The organism is Curtobacterium sp. JUb34, from assembly GCF_003755065.1.
In the GTDB taxonomy this organism is placed as follows: Bacteria; Actinomycetota; Actinomycetes; order Actinomycetales; family Microbacteriaceae; genus Curtobacterium.
In genome coordinates this window covers 217,816-232,378 of the sequence record NZ_RJVH01000003.1, presented here as the reverse complement: position 1 = coordinate 232,378, position 14,563 = coordinate 217,816, and the positions used below count along the sequence as shown (strand labels likewise).

Annotated in this window: 12 protein-coding genes; 6 read left to right on the top strand and 6 right to left on the bottom strand. The window is 68.1% G+C overall.

The window, feature by feature from the left end; genetic code table 11:
* The first annotated feature begins 23 nt into the window (after positions 1-23).
* From EDF63_RS12290 to EDF63_RS12280, 3 genes are all read left to right on the top strand, one after another.
* A complete protein-coding gene (locus EDF63_RS12290; RefSeq protein ID WP_123313329.1) occupies positions 24-773 on the top strand; it encodes a CPBP family intramembrane glutamic endopeptidase in 750 nt (249 codons plus the stop codon).
* Between the two features lie 21 nt (positions 774-794).
* Positions 795-1,274: a peroxiredoxin gene (locus EDF63_RS12285; protein WP_123313328.1), complete on the top strand. Its 480-nt coding sequence runs from the start codon at positions 795-797 to the stop codon at positions 1,272-1,274.
* 216 nt (positions 1,275-1,490) lie between these two features.
* Complete coding sequence (locus EDF63_RS12280) at positions 1,491-2,042, top strand: PH domain-containing protein (protein ID WP_123313327.1); 552 nt, start codon at positions 1,491-1,493, stop codon at positions 2,040-2,042.
* A gap of 91 nt (positions 2,043-2,133) precedes the next feature.
* Here EDF63_RS12280 and EDF63_RS12275 read toward each other — a convergent pair whose 3' ends face one another.
* Entirely contained in the window at positions 2,134-3,852 is a 1,719-nt protein-coding gene (locus EDF63_RS12275; RefSeq protein WP_123313326.1) for an ABC transporter family substrate-binding protein, read from the bottom strand.
* A 256-nt stretch (positions 3,853-4,108) separates the two neighbouring features.
* Here EDF63_RS12275 and EDF63_RS12270 point away from each other — a divergent pair, with 256 nt between their 5' ends.
* From EDF63_RS12270 to EDF63_RS12260, 3 genes are read left to right on the top strand one after another with little or no spacing between them, the layout of a single operon-like run.
* Complete coding sequence (locus EDF63_RS12270) at positions 4,109-5,089, top strand: ABC transporter permease (RefSeq protein ID WP_111084974.1); 981 nt, start codon at positions 4,109-4,111, stop codon at positions 5,087-5,089.
* Positions 5,090-5,092: 3 nt separating this feature from the next.
* Positions 5,093-6,031, top strand: a complete 939-nt coding sequence (locus EDF63_RS12265; protein ID WP_111084973.1) for an ABC transporter permease — start codon at positions 5,093-5,095, stop codon at positions 6,029-6,031.
* Positions 6,024-8,195, top strand: coding sequence for a dipeptide ABC transporter ATP-binding protein (locus EDF63_RS12260; RefSeq protein ID WP_123313325.1), 2,172 nt, complete (start codon positions 6,024-6,026; stop codon positions 8,193-8,195). Before EDF63_RS12265 ends, EDF63_RS12260 begins: the two co-directional genes overlap by 8 nt.
* Positions 8,196-8,299: 104 nt before the next feature.
* On the opposite strand, the gene EDF63_RS12255 is transcribed toward EDF63_RS12260, so the two are convergent.
* From EDF63_RS12255 to EDF63_RS12235, 5 genes are all read right to left on the bottom strand, one after another.
* Complete coding sequence (locus EDF63_RS12255; protein WP_123313324.1) at positions 8,300-8,806, bottom strand: PH domain-containing protein; 507 nt, start codon at positions 8,804-8,806, stop codon at positions 8,300-8,302.
* Positions 8,807-8,871: 65 nt separating this feature from the next.
* A complete protein-coding gene (locus tag EDF63_RS12250; protein ID WP_123313323.1) occupies positions 8,872-10,614 on the bottom strand; it encodes an ABC transporter ATP-binding protein in 1,743 nt (580 codons plus the stop codon).
* Positions 10,611-11,561: an ABC transporter permease gene (locus EDF63_RS12245; protein ID WP_111084969.1), complete on the bottom strand. Its 951-nt coding sequence runs from the start codon at positions 11,559-11,561 to the stop codon at positions 10,611-10,613. The genes EDF63_RS12250 and EDF63_RS12245 overlap by 4 nt, the downstream gene beginning before the upstream one ends.
* Complete coding sequence (locus EDF63_RS12240) at positions 11,551-12,480, bottom strand: ABC transporter permease (RefSeq protein WP_123313322.1); 930 nt, start codon at positions 12,478-12,480, stop codon at positions 11,551-11,553. Before EDF63_RS12240 ends, EDF63_RS12245 begins: the two co-directional genes overlap by 11 nt.
* A gap of 228 nt (positions 12,481-12,708) precedes the next feature.
* On the bottom strand, positions 12,709-14,334 hold the full coding sequence (locus EDF63_RS12235; RefSeq protein ID WP_123313321.1) for an ABC transporter substrate-binding protein: 1,626 nt from the start codon (positions 14,332-14,334) through the stop codon (positions 12,709-12,711).
* Positions 14,335-14,563: the final 229 nt, after the last annotated feature.

Below are 14,563 nucleotides of genomic sequence, written 5' to 3'. Positions count from 1 at the left end.
CGCAACCGACAGGAGTACTCCGCATGAGCCGACGGCGAACGTGGGTCGAGATCACGATCGTGCTGCTCCTGTCGCTCGGTGCCAGCGCGCTGTACTCGATCCTGCAGATCATCGACGACCTGTCGCAGACGACCGCGCTCGGTGAGCAGTCGACGGCGCTCAACACCTCGTCGACGACGGTGCAGTACGTCGACCTGGCCCGGCAGTTGCTCGGCATCGCGGTGGACCTGGCGCCGGTCGCGCTGGTCTGCTTCCTGCTGTGGAGCACCTCGCGCCCGCACCTGGCCCGGCTCGGCATCGACCGCTTCCGCGTGAAGCCCGACCTGGGCGGCCCGGCGCTCATCGCACTCTGCATCGGGATCCCGGGGCTCGCCCTCTACTTCGCCGGGCGCGCCCTCGGCATCACGGTGGACGTCGACCCGGCCGCCCTGAACTCCTACTGGTGGACGGTGCCGGTCCTGCTGCTGTCGGCGATCCGCTCCGGCCTGCAGGAAGAGGTGATCGTGATCGGGTACCTCTACGCCCGGCTCGGTGACCTCGGGTGGGGCCGATGGCAGGTGATCCTGTCGACGGCACTGCTGCGCGGCAGCTACCACCTGTACCAGGGCTTCGGTGCGTTCGTCGGCAACGCCGTGATGGGCGTCGTGTTCGGCTGGATCTACACGAAGTGGGGCCGACTGATGCCCCTGATCGTCACGCACTGCCTGCTCGACGCCGCGGTGTTCATCGGCTACCCCTGGGTCGCGAACGCGTTCCCCCAGCTGTTCTCCTAGACGCACCCCTACCGTGAGCACATGAGCATCCCCGAGGTCGGCGAGTCCGCGCCGACGTTCACCCTGCCGGGCATGATCGTCCGCGACGGGGTACGGACCGACGACGAGTACGACCTGTCGTCGGAGATCGGCCGGACCGTGGTGCTCGCCTTCTACCCCGGCGACGCGACGGCCGTGTGCACCGCACAGCTCTGCAGCTACCAGGCCGAGCTCGACGAGTTCGACGACCTCGGCGCCGTGGTGTGGGGCATCAGCCCGCAGGCCCTCAACTCGCACGAGACGTTCGCGCGCGGTTCCTCGCTCACGTTCCCCCTGCTGAGCGACACCGCCGGCTCGGTGATCCGCGACTACGGCGTGCGTGCGCCGGGGATCGGACTGCGCCGGTCGGTGTTCGTGATCGGCCCGGACGGGGTCGTGCGCTGGCGGCACGTCGGCCTGGTCGGCCTCCGGTTCCCGAAGGCCGAGACGATCCGCGAACAGATCGAACTGCTCGTCTCGTGACCGGATCCCGCGACTGACGCCGTTCCCGGCGTGGGGGTTTCCCGAATCCGTCGCCATGGGGTATTGACACCCGAACTGGGGGCGACGACCATTGTCCGCACGAGAGGTCCGAACAGGATCTGCCTCCCCGGGGAATCGGGTCGTCCGGAGATACGCGCTGGTGTGTCACACCCGCTCCCCGGGCGTTCCCGGGGAGGCATCTCGTAACCTCGTCCGGTGCACACCACCATCGTCGCCCCGGGTCTTCGCCGCCTCGCCCTCGTCCTCTGGGTCGTCGCGGTGGCGCTCGTCCCCCTGGCGCTGCTCGGTGGCAGTAACCCCTGGCTCGTGCCGGTCCCGAGCATCTGCATCGCGTTCGTGGCGTGGGCCGCGCTCTGGCGTCCGCGCATCGAGCTGACGCCCGAGCACCTGCGGATCGTGGACGTCCGCCGCACCAGCACCTACACGTGGTCGCGCGTCACCGAGGTGCGCACCAAGTACGGCATCGAGGTCGTCTCGAGCGAGGGCGTCCGCCGCGTGTGGATCGCGACCCGCCCGACCGCGCGGCTCACCGCGCAGGTCCAGGGCCGACCGGGAGGCCCGGATCACCTCGACGTCGACGCTGCGGCCGCGCTGGTGCTGGCCCTCGTGCCCGCACCGGCACCGCAGGACGGCCCGCCTCCGGCGACCGTCGTCGCGGCGCCGATCACCCACCGGGTGCACGGGTGGACGATCCTGGCGTTCGTCGTGCTCGGGATCGCGGCGTCGCTCGCCGCGGCCCGGCTGTAGATCCCGACGCCCACTCCCCCGCCGACGCAGAACGACACCCCCGACGTCGTGCGACGTCGGGGGTGTCGTTGCGGGTCGTGCGACCGCGGGACTACTTGGTGTAGCCCACGTCCTGCCACTTGACCGAGTACTGCTGGAACTGCGCGGGCCCGTAGTTCACGAGGTCCTTGCGGACACCCCAGGCGTACGGCTCGGCAAACAGCGGGATGGTGCCGGCGACGGCGACGATCTTCTTGTCGATCGCCTGCGCGTCCTTGATGCGGGCATCGGGGTCGAGCTCGGCGTTCGCCTTGTCCCATGCCGCGCCGAGCGAGTCGTCCGTCACACCGGTGTAGTTCTGGCCGGCGTCGGCGGGGTAGTAGATCGACTTGAGCGACGAGATCGGGAACGGCGTGCCCTGCCACGCGAAGTACGTGGCGTCGAAGTCACGGCCGTCGGTGGTGATGTACTTCGTGAAGAAGTCGTCCGAGGGCACGGTGTCGATCGTGACCTTGAAGCCGGCGAGCTTCGTCTGCTGCTGCACGAGCTGCGCGACGTTCGCCGAGTTCGGGTTGTCCGACGGGATCACGAAGCGGACGTCGAGTTCCTTGCCGCCCTTGGTCGCGTAGCCGTCCGAACCGACCTTCCAGCCAGCGTCCTCGAGCTTCGACTTCGCCTTGTCGGTGCTGTAGCCGTAGACACTCGACACGTCGTCCTGGTAGCCCTCCTGGCCGGGCAGGTACGTCAGGTTGTTGAGCACGTCACCCGGGCTCTTCACCGGCGACAGGATCGCCTGGGCGAGGACCTTGCGGTTGATGGACTGCGCGAACGCCTGGCGGACGTCCTGGTCCTTGAAGACGTCGGAGGTGCCGTTCAGCGTGATCTGCCGCTGCGTGGTGCCGAGGGAGCGCTCGATCTTCGAGTCCGAACGAGAGTTCGCCGTCTTGAGGTTGTCGGCGCTGCCGTTCAGGTTGAACGCGTCGAGTTCCTTGTTGCCGTACGCCTGCGCGACACCGTCACGCGAGACCGTCTTGAAGACGATGGTGTCGAGCTTGCCCTCGTCGCCCCACCACTTCGGGTTCTTCTCGAAGGTGAGGACGCCGCCGTTGGCGTCGAAGGACTTCACGATGTACGGGCCACCGGAGACGTAGGTCTTGCCGTCAGCGGCGTACGGACCCTTGGCCCAGGCCGTGTTGAAGTGCTCGGGGGTGTCGACGGCCCAGTACGGGTAGATGGAGCCGAGGACGCTCGCCCAGTCGGCGTTCGTCTTCGAGAACGTCATGATGACGTCGCGCTCGTCCGAGCCCTGCTTGACCGAGTCGACGTCCTCCCACACGTTGGTGGCGAGGGGCGCGAAGGCCTTGTTCGTGCCGTTCAGCGCCTTCCAGTTGGCGATGACGTCCTTCGCGCTGATCGGGGTGCCGTCGGACCACACGGCCTTCGGGTTGATCTTGATCTCGACGGTCTGGGGCGAGTCCTTGGTCAGCTCGACCGAGGTCGCGAAGTCCTTGTTCGCCTCCCACTCACCGTTCTCCTTGAACTGGATGAAGCTCGGCAGGTAGGTCCCGGAGATCGCCTGGTCGTCGACGGTACCGGAGTCGAGGTTGTTGATCTGGAAGTTCGCCGGTGCGGTGTCGATCGGCAGGGTGATCGACCCGCCGTCCTTGACGTCCGCGCGGTCCGCGACGGTCCAGCCGGTCGACTTCAGCGACGACTCGGCGACTGCGGAGCTGCTGTTGCCCGCCTGTCCACCGCCGGAGCAGCCGGCCAGCACGACGGCCGCAGCCGCAGCGGTGGCCAGCACGGCGATGCCCTTGATCCTCTTTCGCATGGCGAGGATTCCCTTTCGTTGTGGTTCGCGCTCTTCGCGCTGGAACGCGACGACCCCCGCCGCCACGCCTGTTGGTTGAGAACCCTAGTCACATCCGAAGGCACCACAAGGGTTGATGTGGGGAATCGAAACATGCTCGTAACGAATGTTGCATAGCGTCACTTCCGATGTCCCACCCGCCCGCCGCGAACGGCTAACCTGTCGCCACCGACAACGCCGTCCGGACGGATGGCCGCACCCCACGAGGTCCCAGTACATGCTTGCCTTCATCGCAAAGCGGATCGTCAACTACATCGTCCTGACGATCGTGGCGACGACCCTCGGTTACATCCTCGCCAGCACCACGCTGAACCCGGCTGCCCGGTTCCTGGGCCGCAACCCGGCCGTACCGCAGGGCACGATCGACGCGTCCCTGCGGAAGCTCGGCGCAGATCCGGACACCCCGCTGATCGTCCGGACGTGGACCTGGTGGTCGAACCTCGTCACGCACGGGTCGCTCGGCATGAGCACGCGCGGCACCGAGGTCACGGCCGACATCGTCGCCCGCTCCGGGACGAGCCTGCGTTTGCTGGTCATCGGCACCCTGCTCGGCGCGATCCTCGGGGTGCTGCTCGGCGTGTGGAACGCCGTCCGCCAGTACCGCACGTCGGACCAGGTCTCGACGTACCTGTCGTTCGCGGTGCTCGCCACCCCGACCTTCGTCATCGCCGTCGTCCTGATGATCCTGGCGACCGCGATGAACCAGGGCCTCGGCACCCAGGTGATCCGGTTCACGGGTGAGTACACGCCGGGCGTGAACGGGTTCTTCCCGGTGCTCGGCGACCGGCTGATCCACCTGCTGTTACCCACGATCTCGCTGACCATCGGCGCCGTCGCCACGTACTCGCGGTACCAGCGCTCCGCGATGCTCGACGTGCTGTCGAACGACTTCATCCGCACCGCGCGCTCGAAGGGCCGGACGCGCGGATCGGCCATCATGCGCCACGGCGTCCGCGTCGCCCTCATCCCGATGTCGACGTTCTTCGCGTACTCGTTCGGGCTGATCCTGACCGGCGCGAGCATCACCGAGCTGGTCTTCAGCTGGCACGGCATGGGCGAGTACTTCGTCCAGGGCATCACCAACAACGACATCAACGCGGCATCGGGCACGATCCTCTTCACGGCGATCCTCGTGCTCATCGCAGGAACCCTCGCGGACCTGCTCTACGCCGCGCTCGACCCGCGAGTGAGGGTGTGACCCGTGTCTGTTCTCGACCCGACAACCACGACCACCGCCGGTGACCCCGGTGACGGCAACGCCGGTGTCCCGGCGCACGTCATCGAGGTCAAGGGCGGCCGCACGCCGCTCTGGCGCAAGGTGTTCGGCACCTGGCGCGCCCGCATCGGTGGTGGCGCGCTGCTGCTCATCCTGCTGTGGGCCTTCGTCGGCCCGCACCTGTACCACTGGAACGCCGTCGACTCCGACGGTCTGGCGTTCGGCATGCCGCCGAGCGCGGCGCACTGGTTCGGCACGAACGACATCGGCCAGGACATCTACGCGCAGACGCTCGTCGGCCTGCAGAAGTCGCTGCTCATCGGCCTCATCGCCGGTCCGGCCGCGACGCTGATCGCCGGCATCGTGGGTGCGATCGCCGGCTACTTCGGTGGCACGGTCGACCGCGTGCTCGTGTGGGTCATCGACCTGCTGCTCGTGATCCCGTCGTTCTACGCGCTCGTCCTCCTCAGCCCGGTGTTCAAGAACCTGACGTGGGTGGCGCTCATCGTGGGCCTCGCGGTGTTCAGCTGGATGGTCATGGCCCGGGTCATCCGCGGCCAGACGATGTCCCTGCGCGAACGCGACTACGTCAAGGCCGCCCGGTTCATGGGGGTGCCGGCGTTCACGATCATCCGACGGCACATCCTGCCGAACGTGGCGTCCCTGCTCATCATCGACGCGACGCTCGGCGTCGGGGCCGCGATCCTGGCGGAGAGCTCGCTGAGCTTCTTCGGCTTCGGCATCCAGATCCCCGACGTCTCGCTCGGCACCCTGCTCGCCGCGGGCAGCCAGTCCGCCGTCACCCGCCCGTGGCTGTTCGTCCTGCCCGCCGCGACCCTCGTCGCGACCGTGCTCTCGACCAGCCTGCTCGGCGACGCCCTGCGCGACGCCATCGACCCCACCTCCGGAGCCAACCGTGACTGAGCCGCTGCTGACCGTGTCCGACCTGTCGGTCACGTTCAACCCGAAGACCAAGCCCGTCTACGCCGTCCGCGGGGTCGACTACACGGTGGCCCCCGGCGAGTTCCTCGGGATCGTCGGCGAGTCGGGCTCGGGCAAGTCGGTGTCCTCGATGGCCGTGATGGGCCTGCTCCCGTCGTCGGCCCAGGTCGAGGGCAGCATCCGCTTCGACGGTCAGGAGCTCCTCGGCAAGAACGACCGTGAGATGTCCCGCCTGCGCGGCGGCGACATCGCGATGGTGTTCCAGGACCCGCTGTCCGCCCTGACGCCCGTGTACACGATCGGCCAGCAGATCGTCGAGGGGCTGCGACTGCACGACCGCTCCCTCACCCAGCACGCCGCCCGCACCCGCGCTGAGGAACTCCTGCGCGTCGTCGGCATCCCGAACCCCGCACGACGCCTCGACGCGTTCCCGCACGAGTTCTCCGGCGGCATGCGCCAGCGCGCGATGATCGCCATCGCCATCGCGAACGACCCGAAGCTGATCATCGCCGACGAGCCGACCACCGCGCTCGACGTCACGATCCAGGCGCAGATCCTCGACGTGCTGCAGACGGCGAAGGACATGACCGGCGCAGCCGTCGTGCTCATCACGCACGACCTCGGGGTCGTCGCCGGCAACGCCGACCGCGTCGCCGTGATGTACGCGGGCCGCATCGTCGAGACGGCACCGGTCGAGCCGCTCTTCCGCGAGCCGGTCATGCCATACACGATCGGGCTCCTCCGGTCGATGCCGAACATGACGGCGGCCCGCACCGAACGGCTCGTCCCGCTCGAGGGCCGCCCGCCCCTGCTCACGCAGAAGCCGACCGGCTGCCCGTTCGCCGACCGCTGCCCCGCCGTGATCGACGCCTGCCGCGACGGCGAACCGGCGCTCATCGCCCCGACCATCACGCAGGCCGGTACCGGCGCCATCACGAACGCCGGCGGTGACACGGTCGCCGACATCGCCACCGGCGCCGCGGTCTCCGCGCCCGCCGTGCTCGTCGACCACACCGCCGCGTGCATCCGTCGCGACGAGATCGCCGCCGGCACCCTCGAACGGTCGGAGATCTTCCCCCGGCCCGACGACGTCCCCGAGGCGACGATCGACCACGGCGACGACGTCGTGCTCGAGCTCACCGACGTCGTCAAGACGTTCCCGCTCACCAAGGGCGCGCTCTTCCGCCGGCAGATCGGCGAGGTGCACGCGGTCGACGGCATCTCGTTGACGCTCAAGCGCGGGCAGGTGCTCGGGCTGGTCGGCGAGTCCGGCTGCGGCAAGACCACCACGATCATGGAGATCCTCGAGCTCGCCGGCGCCCAGCAGGGCACCATCCGGGTGAACGGCGTCGACACCGCGTCGCTGTCGAAGAAGGACCGCCTGGCGATCCGTCGCGACATCCAGGTCGTGTTCCAGGACCCGATGGCGTCGATCGACCCCCGGCTCGACATCGGTTCGGTGATCGGTGAGCCGCTGACGGTGCACGGCGTCGCGAAGGACGAGATCCGGCGACGGGTCCGCGAGGTCCTCGAACTCGTCGGGCTCGAGCCGAGCTACATCGACCGGTACCCGCACGAGTTCTCCGGTGGCCAGCGGCAGCGCATCGGCATCGCCCGCGCGCTCATCGTCGAGCCGAAGATCCTGGTGCTCGACGAGCCGGTGTCCGCGCTCGACGTCTCGGTGCAGGCGGGTGTCATCAACCTGCTCGAGGACCTGAAGCACCGCCTCGGCCTGTCGTACCTGTTCGTCGCCCACGACCTGTCCGTCGTCCGGCACATCGCCGACGACGTCGCGGTCATGTACCTCGGGCGCATCGTCGAGTACGGCGACGGCGACAAGGTGTTCTCCGACCCGCAGCACCCCTACACGCGGGCCCTGCTGTCGGCCGTGCCGGTGCCGGACCCGTCCGCCGAGGCCGCCCGCGGTCGGATCCTGCTCGACGGCGACCTGCCCTCCCCCACCGAGCGCATCGACGGCTGCCGGTTCCGCACCCGCTGCCCGCTCTACCAGCTGCTCGACGAGGGCCGGCAGGAGCAGTGCCGCACGGTGGACCCGCGCCTGCAGGACGTGCACGGCCGCGGCGTCGCCTGCATCCAGACCGACCAGGAGCACCTGCTCACCGAGCGCGTCGGCGCGGTCGTCTGAGGACGCTGGTCACGTGGTGGACGTGACCAGCAGACGGACGGGAGGCCCGGTACCAGCTGGTACCGGGCCTCCCGTCCGTCGTGTCGTCGCGATCGCGAGCCGCGTCAGGCTCCCAGCCACAGGCTGAGCAGCGAGACCACGAGGAGCGCCAGGGCGACCGACCCGACGACCACGGCGGGGCGGTCCCAGCCACGCACGACGTCGCTGTCCGCGGCGACCTCACGCCGCTCCGCCCAGCGGTCGAGCAGCACGACCATCTCGTCCGGCTGGCGCAGCACCGCACGCTCACCGCGCCGGGCCGGTTTCGGCCGGGGCAGTGACGGGCCGCCCCAGCACTGCAGGCGACGGCCGGCGACCGTCTCGATGACGATCTGCCAGCGGAGCGTGACGTCCGCGACCGCGTGCCACGGCACCACCGTGCGGCGGAGCGGGTTGACGACGGTGACGGCCGTGTCGTCAATGCGGATGCACGGTCGGTAGGTGAGCACCCACAGGACCCAGACCAGCACGGCGATCGGACCGACGGCGTCGAGCACGACGATCCAGCTGCCGCGTACCGCCGCGTCGACCAGCAGGAAGAGGCCCAGGACGGCGACGAGGCCGGCCGCCACGGCGCCTCCGCGACCAGCGCGGAGGACGACGGGACGACCGGCCTCGTTCGTGGTATCCAGCAGGATCAGCGTCCGAACTCGAACCCGGCGCCGGGGATGGCGGCCAGGAGGTCCTTCGTGTACTGCTCCTTCGGGGCGGCGAAGACCTCGTCGGTCGTCGCCTTCTCGACGATCTTGCCCTGGCGCATGACGCACACGTTGTCCGCGACCAGGCGGACGACCGCGAGGTCGTGCGTGATGAACAGGTACGTCAGGCCGAGTTCGGTCTGCAGTTCCGTCAGCAGGTCGAGGATCTGCCCCTGCACGAGCACGTCGAGCGCGGACACCGCCTCGTCGAGGACGATGACCTCCGGCTTGAGCGCGAGCGCGCGGGCGACGGCGATGCGCTGCCGCTGCCCACCGGAGAGCTCGTTCGGGTAGCGGTTGACCATCGACTTCGGCAGCGCGACCTGGTCGAGCAGCTCGAGCACGCGGGCCCGACGCGATGCCTTGTCGCCCACCTTGTGCGTGGAGAGCGGCTCGGCGATCGTGTTCCCGACGTTGTACATCGGGTCCAGGGAGCCGTACGGGTCCTGGAACACCGGCTGCACGCGGCGGCGGAAGTCGAAGAGGTCCTTGCCCTTCAGCGCGCCGATGTCGATGCCGTCGAACTGCACGGTGCCGCTCGTGATGCTCTCGAGCTGCAGCACCAGCTTGGCGACGGTCGACTTGCCCGAACCGGACTCGCCGACGAGCGCCGTGGTGGTGCCCTTCGGGATCGCGAAGGACACGTCGTCGACGGCCTTGAGCTCGCGGGTGGCGAGGCTCTTGCCGCGCAGCTTGTAGACCTTCTCGAGGTTCTTCACCACGATGAGGTCCTCGGCGGGACGGTGCTCGCGCTCCTGCGCCCGGGCGATGAGCTCGGCGTCGTCGCTGCCGGCGTCGGCGATCTCGACCCGCTCGTGCTGCACCTTCGACTGGATGCGGCGGCTCGCGAGCGAGGGCGCCGCGGCGACGAGGCGCTGCGTGTACGGGTGCTGCGGGTTGGCCAGGATCTCCTTCGAGGGACCGGCCTCGACGACCTGGCCCTTGTACATCACGACGAGCTTCTCGGCCCGCTCGGCGGCGAGGCCGAGGTCGTGCGTGATGAACAGCACCGAGGTGCCGAAGTCGCGGGTCAGGCTCTCGAGGTGGTCGAGGATGACCCGCTGGACGGTGACGTCGAGCGCACTCGTCGGCTCGTCGGCGATGAGCAGCTGCGGGCGGCTCGACAGACCGATGCCGATGAGCACGCGCTGCCGCATGCCGCCGGAGAACTCGTGCGGGTACTGCTTGAGACGGTTCGAGGCGTCGCCGAGGCCCGCCTCCTTCAGGACCTCGATCGCACGGTCGCGGACGGCCTTCTTGCCGGTGGCCATGCCGTTCGCACGGATCGCCTCCTCGACCTGGAAGCCGATCGACCACAGCGGGTTGAGGTTCGACATGGGGTCCTGCGGGACGTAGCCGATCTCCTTCCCGCGGATCTCGGACATCTCCTTGTCGCTCAGCCCGACGAGCTCACGCCCGTTGAACTTGATCGACCCGCCCGTGACCTGGCCGGTGCCGGGCAGCAGCTTGATGATCGCCTGGGCGCTCGTCGACTTGCCGGAGCCCGACTCGCCGACGATCGCGAGGCGCTCGCCCTGCTCGAGGGTGAGGTCCACGCTCCGCACGGCCTGCACGAGACCGGACTGCGTCTTGAACCCGACCTGCAGGTCGCGGATCTCGAGCAGCGGGGCTCCGCCGGCGTTGGTGCGTCGGCCGGTGGGGTTGGTCAGCGTCTCGCTCATCGGCGGGCCCTCGCCTTCGGGTCGAGCGCGTCGCGCACCACGTCACCGAGGAGCAGGAACGCGAGCACGGTGATGGACAGCGCGGCCGACGGCCAGAAGATCGTCGACGGGTTGGTGCGGATCGACGTCTGCGCCGTTCCGATGTCGAGACCCCAGCTGAGGGCCGACGGCGGCAGTCCGATGCCGAGGAACGACAGGGTCGCCTCCGCCACGATGAACGTGCCGAGCGACACGGTCGCGACCACGATGACCGGGGCCAGCGAGTTCGGGATGACGTGGCGCACGAGCGTCTTGAACCGGCTGACGCCGAGGGCCGCCGACGCCATGACGTAGTCGGCCTGCTTGGCGCTCAGCACGGCGCCACGCATGATGCGGGCGATCTGCGGCCATGCGAACGCCGCGAGCACGAGCGCGACGGTGATCGCGTTCCGCGCGGGAATGACCGACATGATCACGATCGCACCGAGCACGGTGGGGATCGAGAAGAAGATGTCACCGATGCGGGACACGATCGTGTCGAGCCAGCCGCCGTAGAAGCCGGCCAGCGCGCCGATCACGATGCCGACGAGCGACACCAGGACCGTCGCGACGATGCCGACGATGAGCGAGTTCTGGGCGCCCCAGATCACGCGGGCGTAGACGTCGGAGCCCTGACGCGTGAAGCCGAGGATGTGCCCGGCCTCGGGTCCGCCGTCGCTGTTGTCGAGGTTCGACGCACGCGGGTCGACGTGGGCGAAGAGGCCCGGGAAGACCGCGACGACGATGATCAGCAGGATCAGGATCGAGGAGATCCAGAACGTCGGGCGGGTCCGCATGGACTCCCAGGCGTCGGTCCAGAGGGAACGGGTCTTCTCGTCCTCGTTGACCTGGTCGATCGCCTGCAGGGGCGTTTCCTCGAGCGGGGCGACGAAGTGCGTCGCCGAGCGGGGTGCGGCGTTACTTGGCATAGCGGATCCTCGGGTCCAGGACGGCGTAGAGCAGGTCCACCAGGAGGTTGGCGAGCATGAAGATGATGACCATCACGGCGACGAAGGAGACCACCGTCGGGCCCTCGCCGAGCTTGACGGCGCGGAACACCGTGCCGCCGACACCGTTGATGTTGAAGATGCCCTCGGTCACGATCGCGCCGACCATCAGGTTGCCGATGTCGACACCCAGGTAGGTCACCACGGGGATGAGCGAGTTCCGGAAGATGTGCACGCCGACGACGCGACGACGGGGCAGGCCCTTCGCGGTCGCGGTGCGCACGAAGTCCGCCGTGGTGTTCTCGGCCACGCTCGCGCGGGTGAGCCGCACGATGTAGGCGAAGGACACCGACGCGAGCACGATCGCCGGCAGGACGAGCTCGTCCCACGGCGCTTGTCCGGACACCGTGACCCGGAACAACCCGAGCTTGATGCCGAACACGTACTGCAGCACGAACCCGACGACGAAGGTCGGCACCGAGATGAGCAGGAGCGACACGACGAGCGCGGTGGCGTCGAACAGCTTGCCCTTGCGCAGACCGGCGATGACGCCGACGACGATGCCGGCGACGGCCTCGAACACGAGCGCGAGGATCGCCAGGCGCGCGGTGATCGGGAACGCCGAGGCGAGCTGCTGGCTGACCGGCAGGCCCGAGTAGGTCACGCCGAGGTCGCCGCGGAACACGCCGCCGATCCAGAGCAGGTACTGGACGATGAACGGCTTGTCCAGGTTGTACTGCTGGCGCAGGGTCTCGATGACCTGCGGCGACGGCTGGCGGTCGCCGAACAGCGCTGCGATGGGGTCGCCGGGCAGCGAGAACACCATGAAGTAGATGAGGAACGTGGCCCCGAAGAACACGGGGATGAGTTGCAGGAGGCGCTTGCCGAGGTACCAGAGCATCAGATCCCTGCCCGGTCCGGAGCGATGTCGATCAGGTTCATTGTGGTGAGGGGTGGACGTTCCGAGGGTCGGCACGGATGTCCGGCACGGGCGGCGGCGCCCGATGTGGTGGGGGAAGGTGTTGCCGCCGAGGTACGGGGGTTCGGGGACCTGTGCGGTCCCCGAACCCCCGTCCGGTGGTCGCGAGGCAGGATACCTGCTCGCGCTTTGGTCTCTGGGAGACCTAGATCAGTTCTTGACCTCGATGTCGTAGTACAGCGGCACCGAGTTCCAACCGAACTTCACGTTGGACACGTTGTCCGCGTTCCAGACACCGGTGACGTTCGAGTACCAGAGCGGGATCTCCGGGAGGTCCTTGAACAGGAGCTCCTGGGCCTGGTCGAAGGCCTTGTTGCCCTCTTCGACCGTGGCGGCCGAACGGCCCTCGGCGAGCAGCTCGTTGTATTCCTTGGAGTCGTACCGCGAGTAGTTGTTCGACGAGCCCTCACCCATGGTCGGGCCGAGGAAGTTGTACAGCGACGGGTAGTCGGCCTGCCAACCGGTGCGGCTGCCGCCCGTGAGCTTGTCGTTCGTCTGGAGGTCCAGGGCTTCCTGGAACGTCGGGATCGCGTTGCCCTCGGCCTTGATGCCGAGCGTGTTCGAGATCGAGTTCGTGACCGCGGTCACCCACGCCTCGTGCCCACCGTCGGCGTTGTACGTGATGGTGAGGGTGTCGTCGTACTTCGAGATCTTGTCGGCCTCGGCCCAGAGCTTCTTGGCCTCGGACTCGTTGTAGTCCAGGACGTCGGAGCCGTCGAGGTCGTCGTTCCAGCCCGCGATGACCGGCGACGTGAAGTCCTTCGCCGGGGTGCGCGTGCCGTCGAAGATCTTGTCGGTGATCTGCTTGCGGTTGATGGCCATCGAGACGGCCTCACGACGCAGCGTGCCTTCCTCGCCCTTCCAGTGGTCGAGGTAGTACGGCAGGTAGATCGCCTGGAAGATGGCGGCCGGCTGGTTGACGTTCGAGTCCGGGAAGTCGGACTTGTAGGTCTTGAAGGCGCTGTCCGGCACGGCGTCGAGGACGTCGAGGTTGCCGCCCTGCGCGTCGGAGTACGCGGTGTCCTGCGAGGCGTAGAACGTGATCGTCAGACCACCGTTCTTCGGCTTGCGCTTGCCCTCGTAGTCCTTGTTGGTGACGAGCTTGATGGACTGGTTGTGCGTCCAGGCCTTCTTGCCGTCGAGCTTGTACGGACCGTTGCCGATCGGGTTCTCACCGAACGCCTTGGTGTCGTCGTAGAACGAGGACGGCAGCGGCACGAAGGCCGAGTAGCCGAGCGACAGCGGGAAGTCCGACTGGGCCGACTTCAGCGTGACGGTGAACTCGTCGTCGTCGACGACCTTGAGGCCCGTGAGCTCCGAGTCCTTGTCGGCGTTGTAGCCCTCGATGTTCTCGAAGAAGTAGCTGGCGCCCTGGGCGTTCGACTTCTGGGCTGCCCAGTTCCACGCCTTGGTGAACGACTCGGCCGTGACCTTCTCGCCGTTCGTGAAGGTGTAGTTGGTGTTCAGCGTGATGTCGAACGTCTTCGAGTCATCGGTGTCGATGCTCTTGGCGACCTCGTTGACCGGCTTGCCGTCGGCGTCGTACGAGACGAGGCCTTCGAAGAGCGAGTCGATGATCTTGCCGCCACCGGTCTCGGTGGTGTTCGACGGGATCAGCGGGTTCTGGGGTTCGCTGCCGTTGGTGGTGACGATCCCGGACGCGTTCGCCGAGCCCGAGCCACCCCCGTCGGAGCTGTTGCTGGAGCAGGCGGTCAGGGCGAGTGCTGTGGCCCCGAGCACGGCGAGGGCGGAAAGCCCGGCGCGCTTCTTGATCAAGGTTCCTCCTGGTGCATGGGACGCGCAGGGCACAGCGGTGTCGCCCGGGCGCGTTTGACATCTGCACTGTAGGCAAGGTGGACAGCAGCCTCCAAACCCTGGAGCGAACGGTTACAAGCCGGTAACCAACTTGCACGATCCTTGCGAGAAAATGCAAGATTCGCGCGCTCGCTGAACGCCCTCGCGCTTTTGTTGCATCTGCATGAAATTCGTTGCACTGCGACACAGT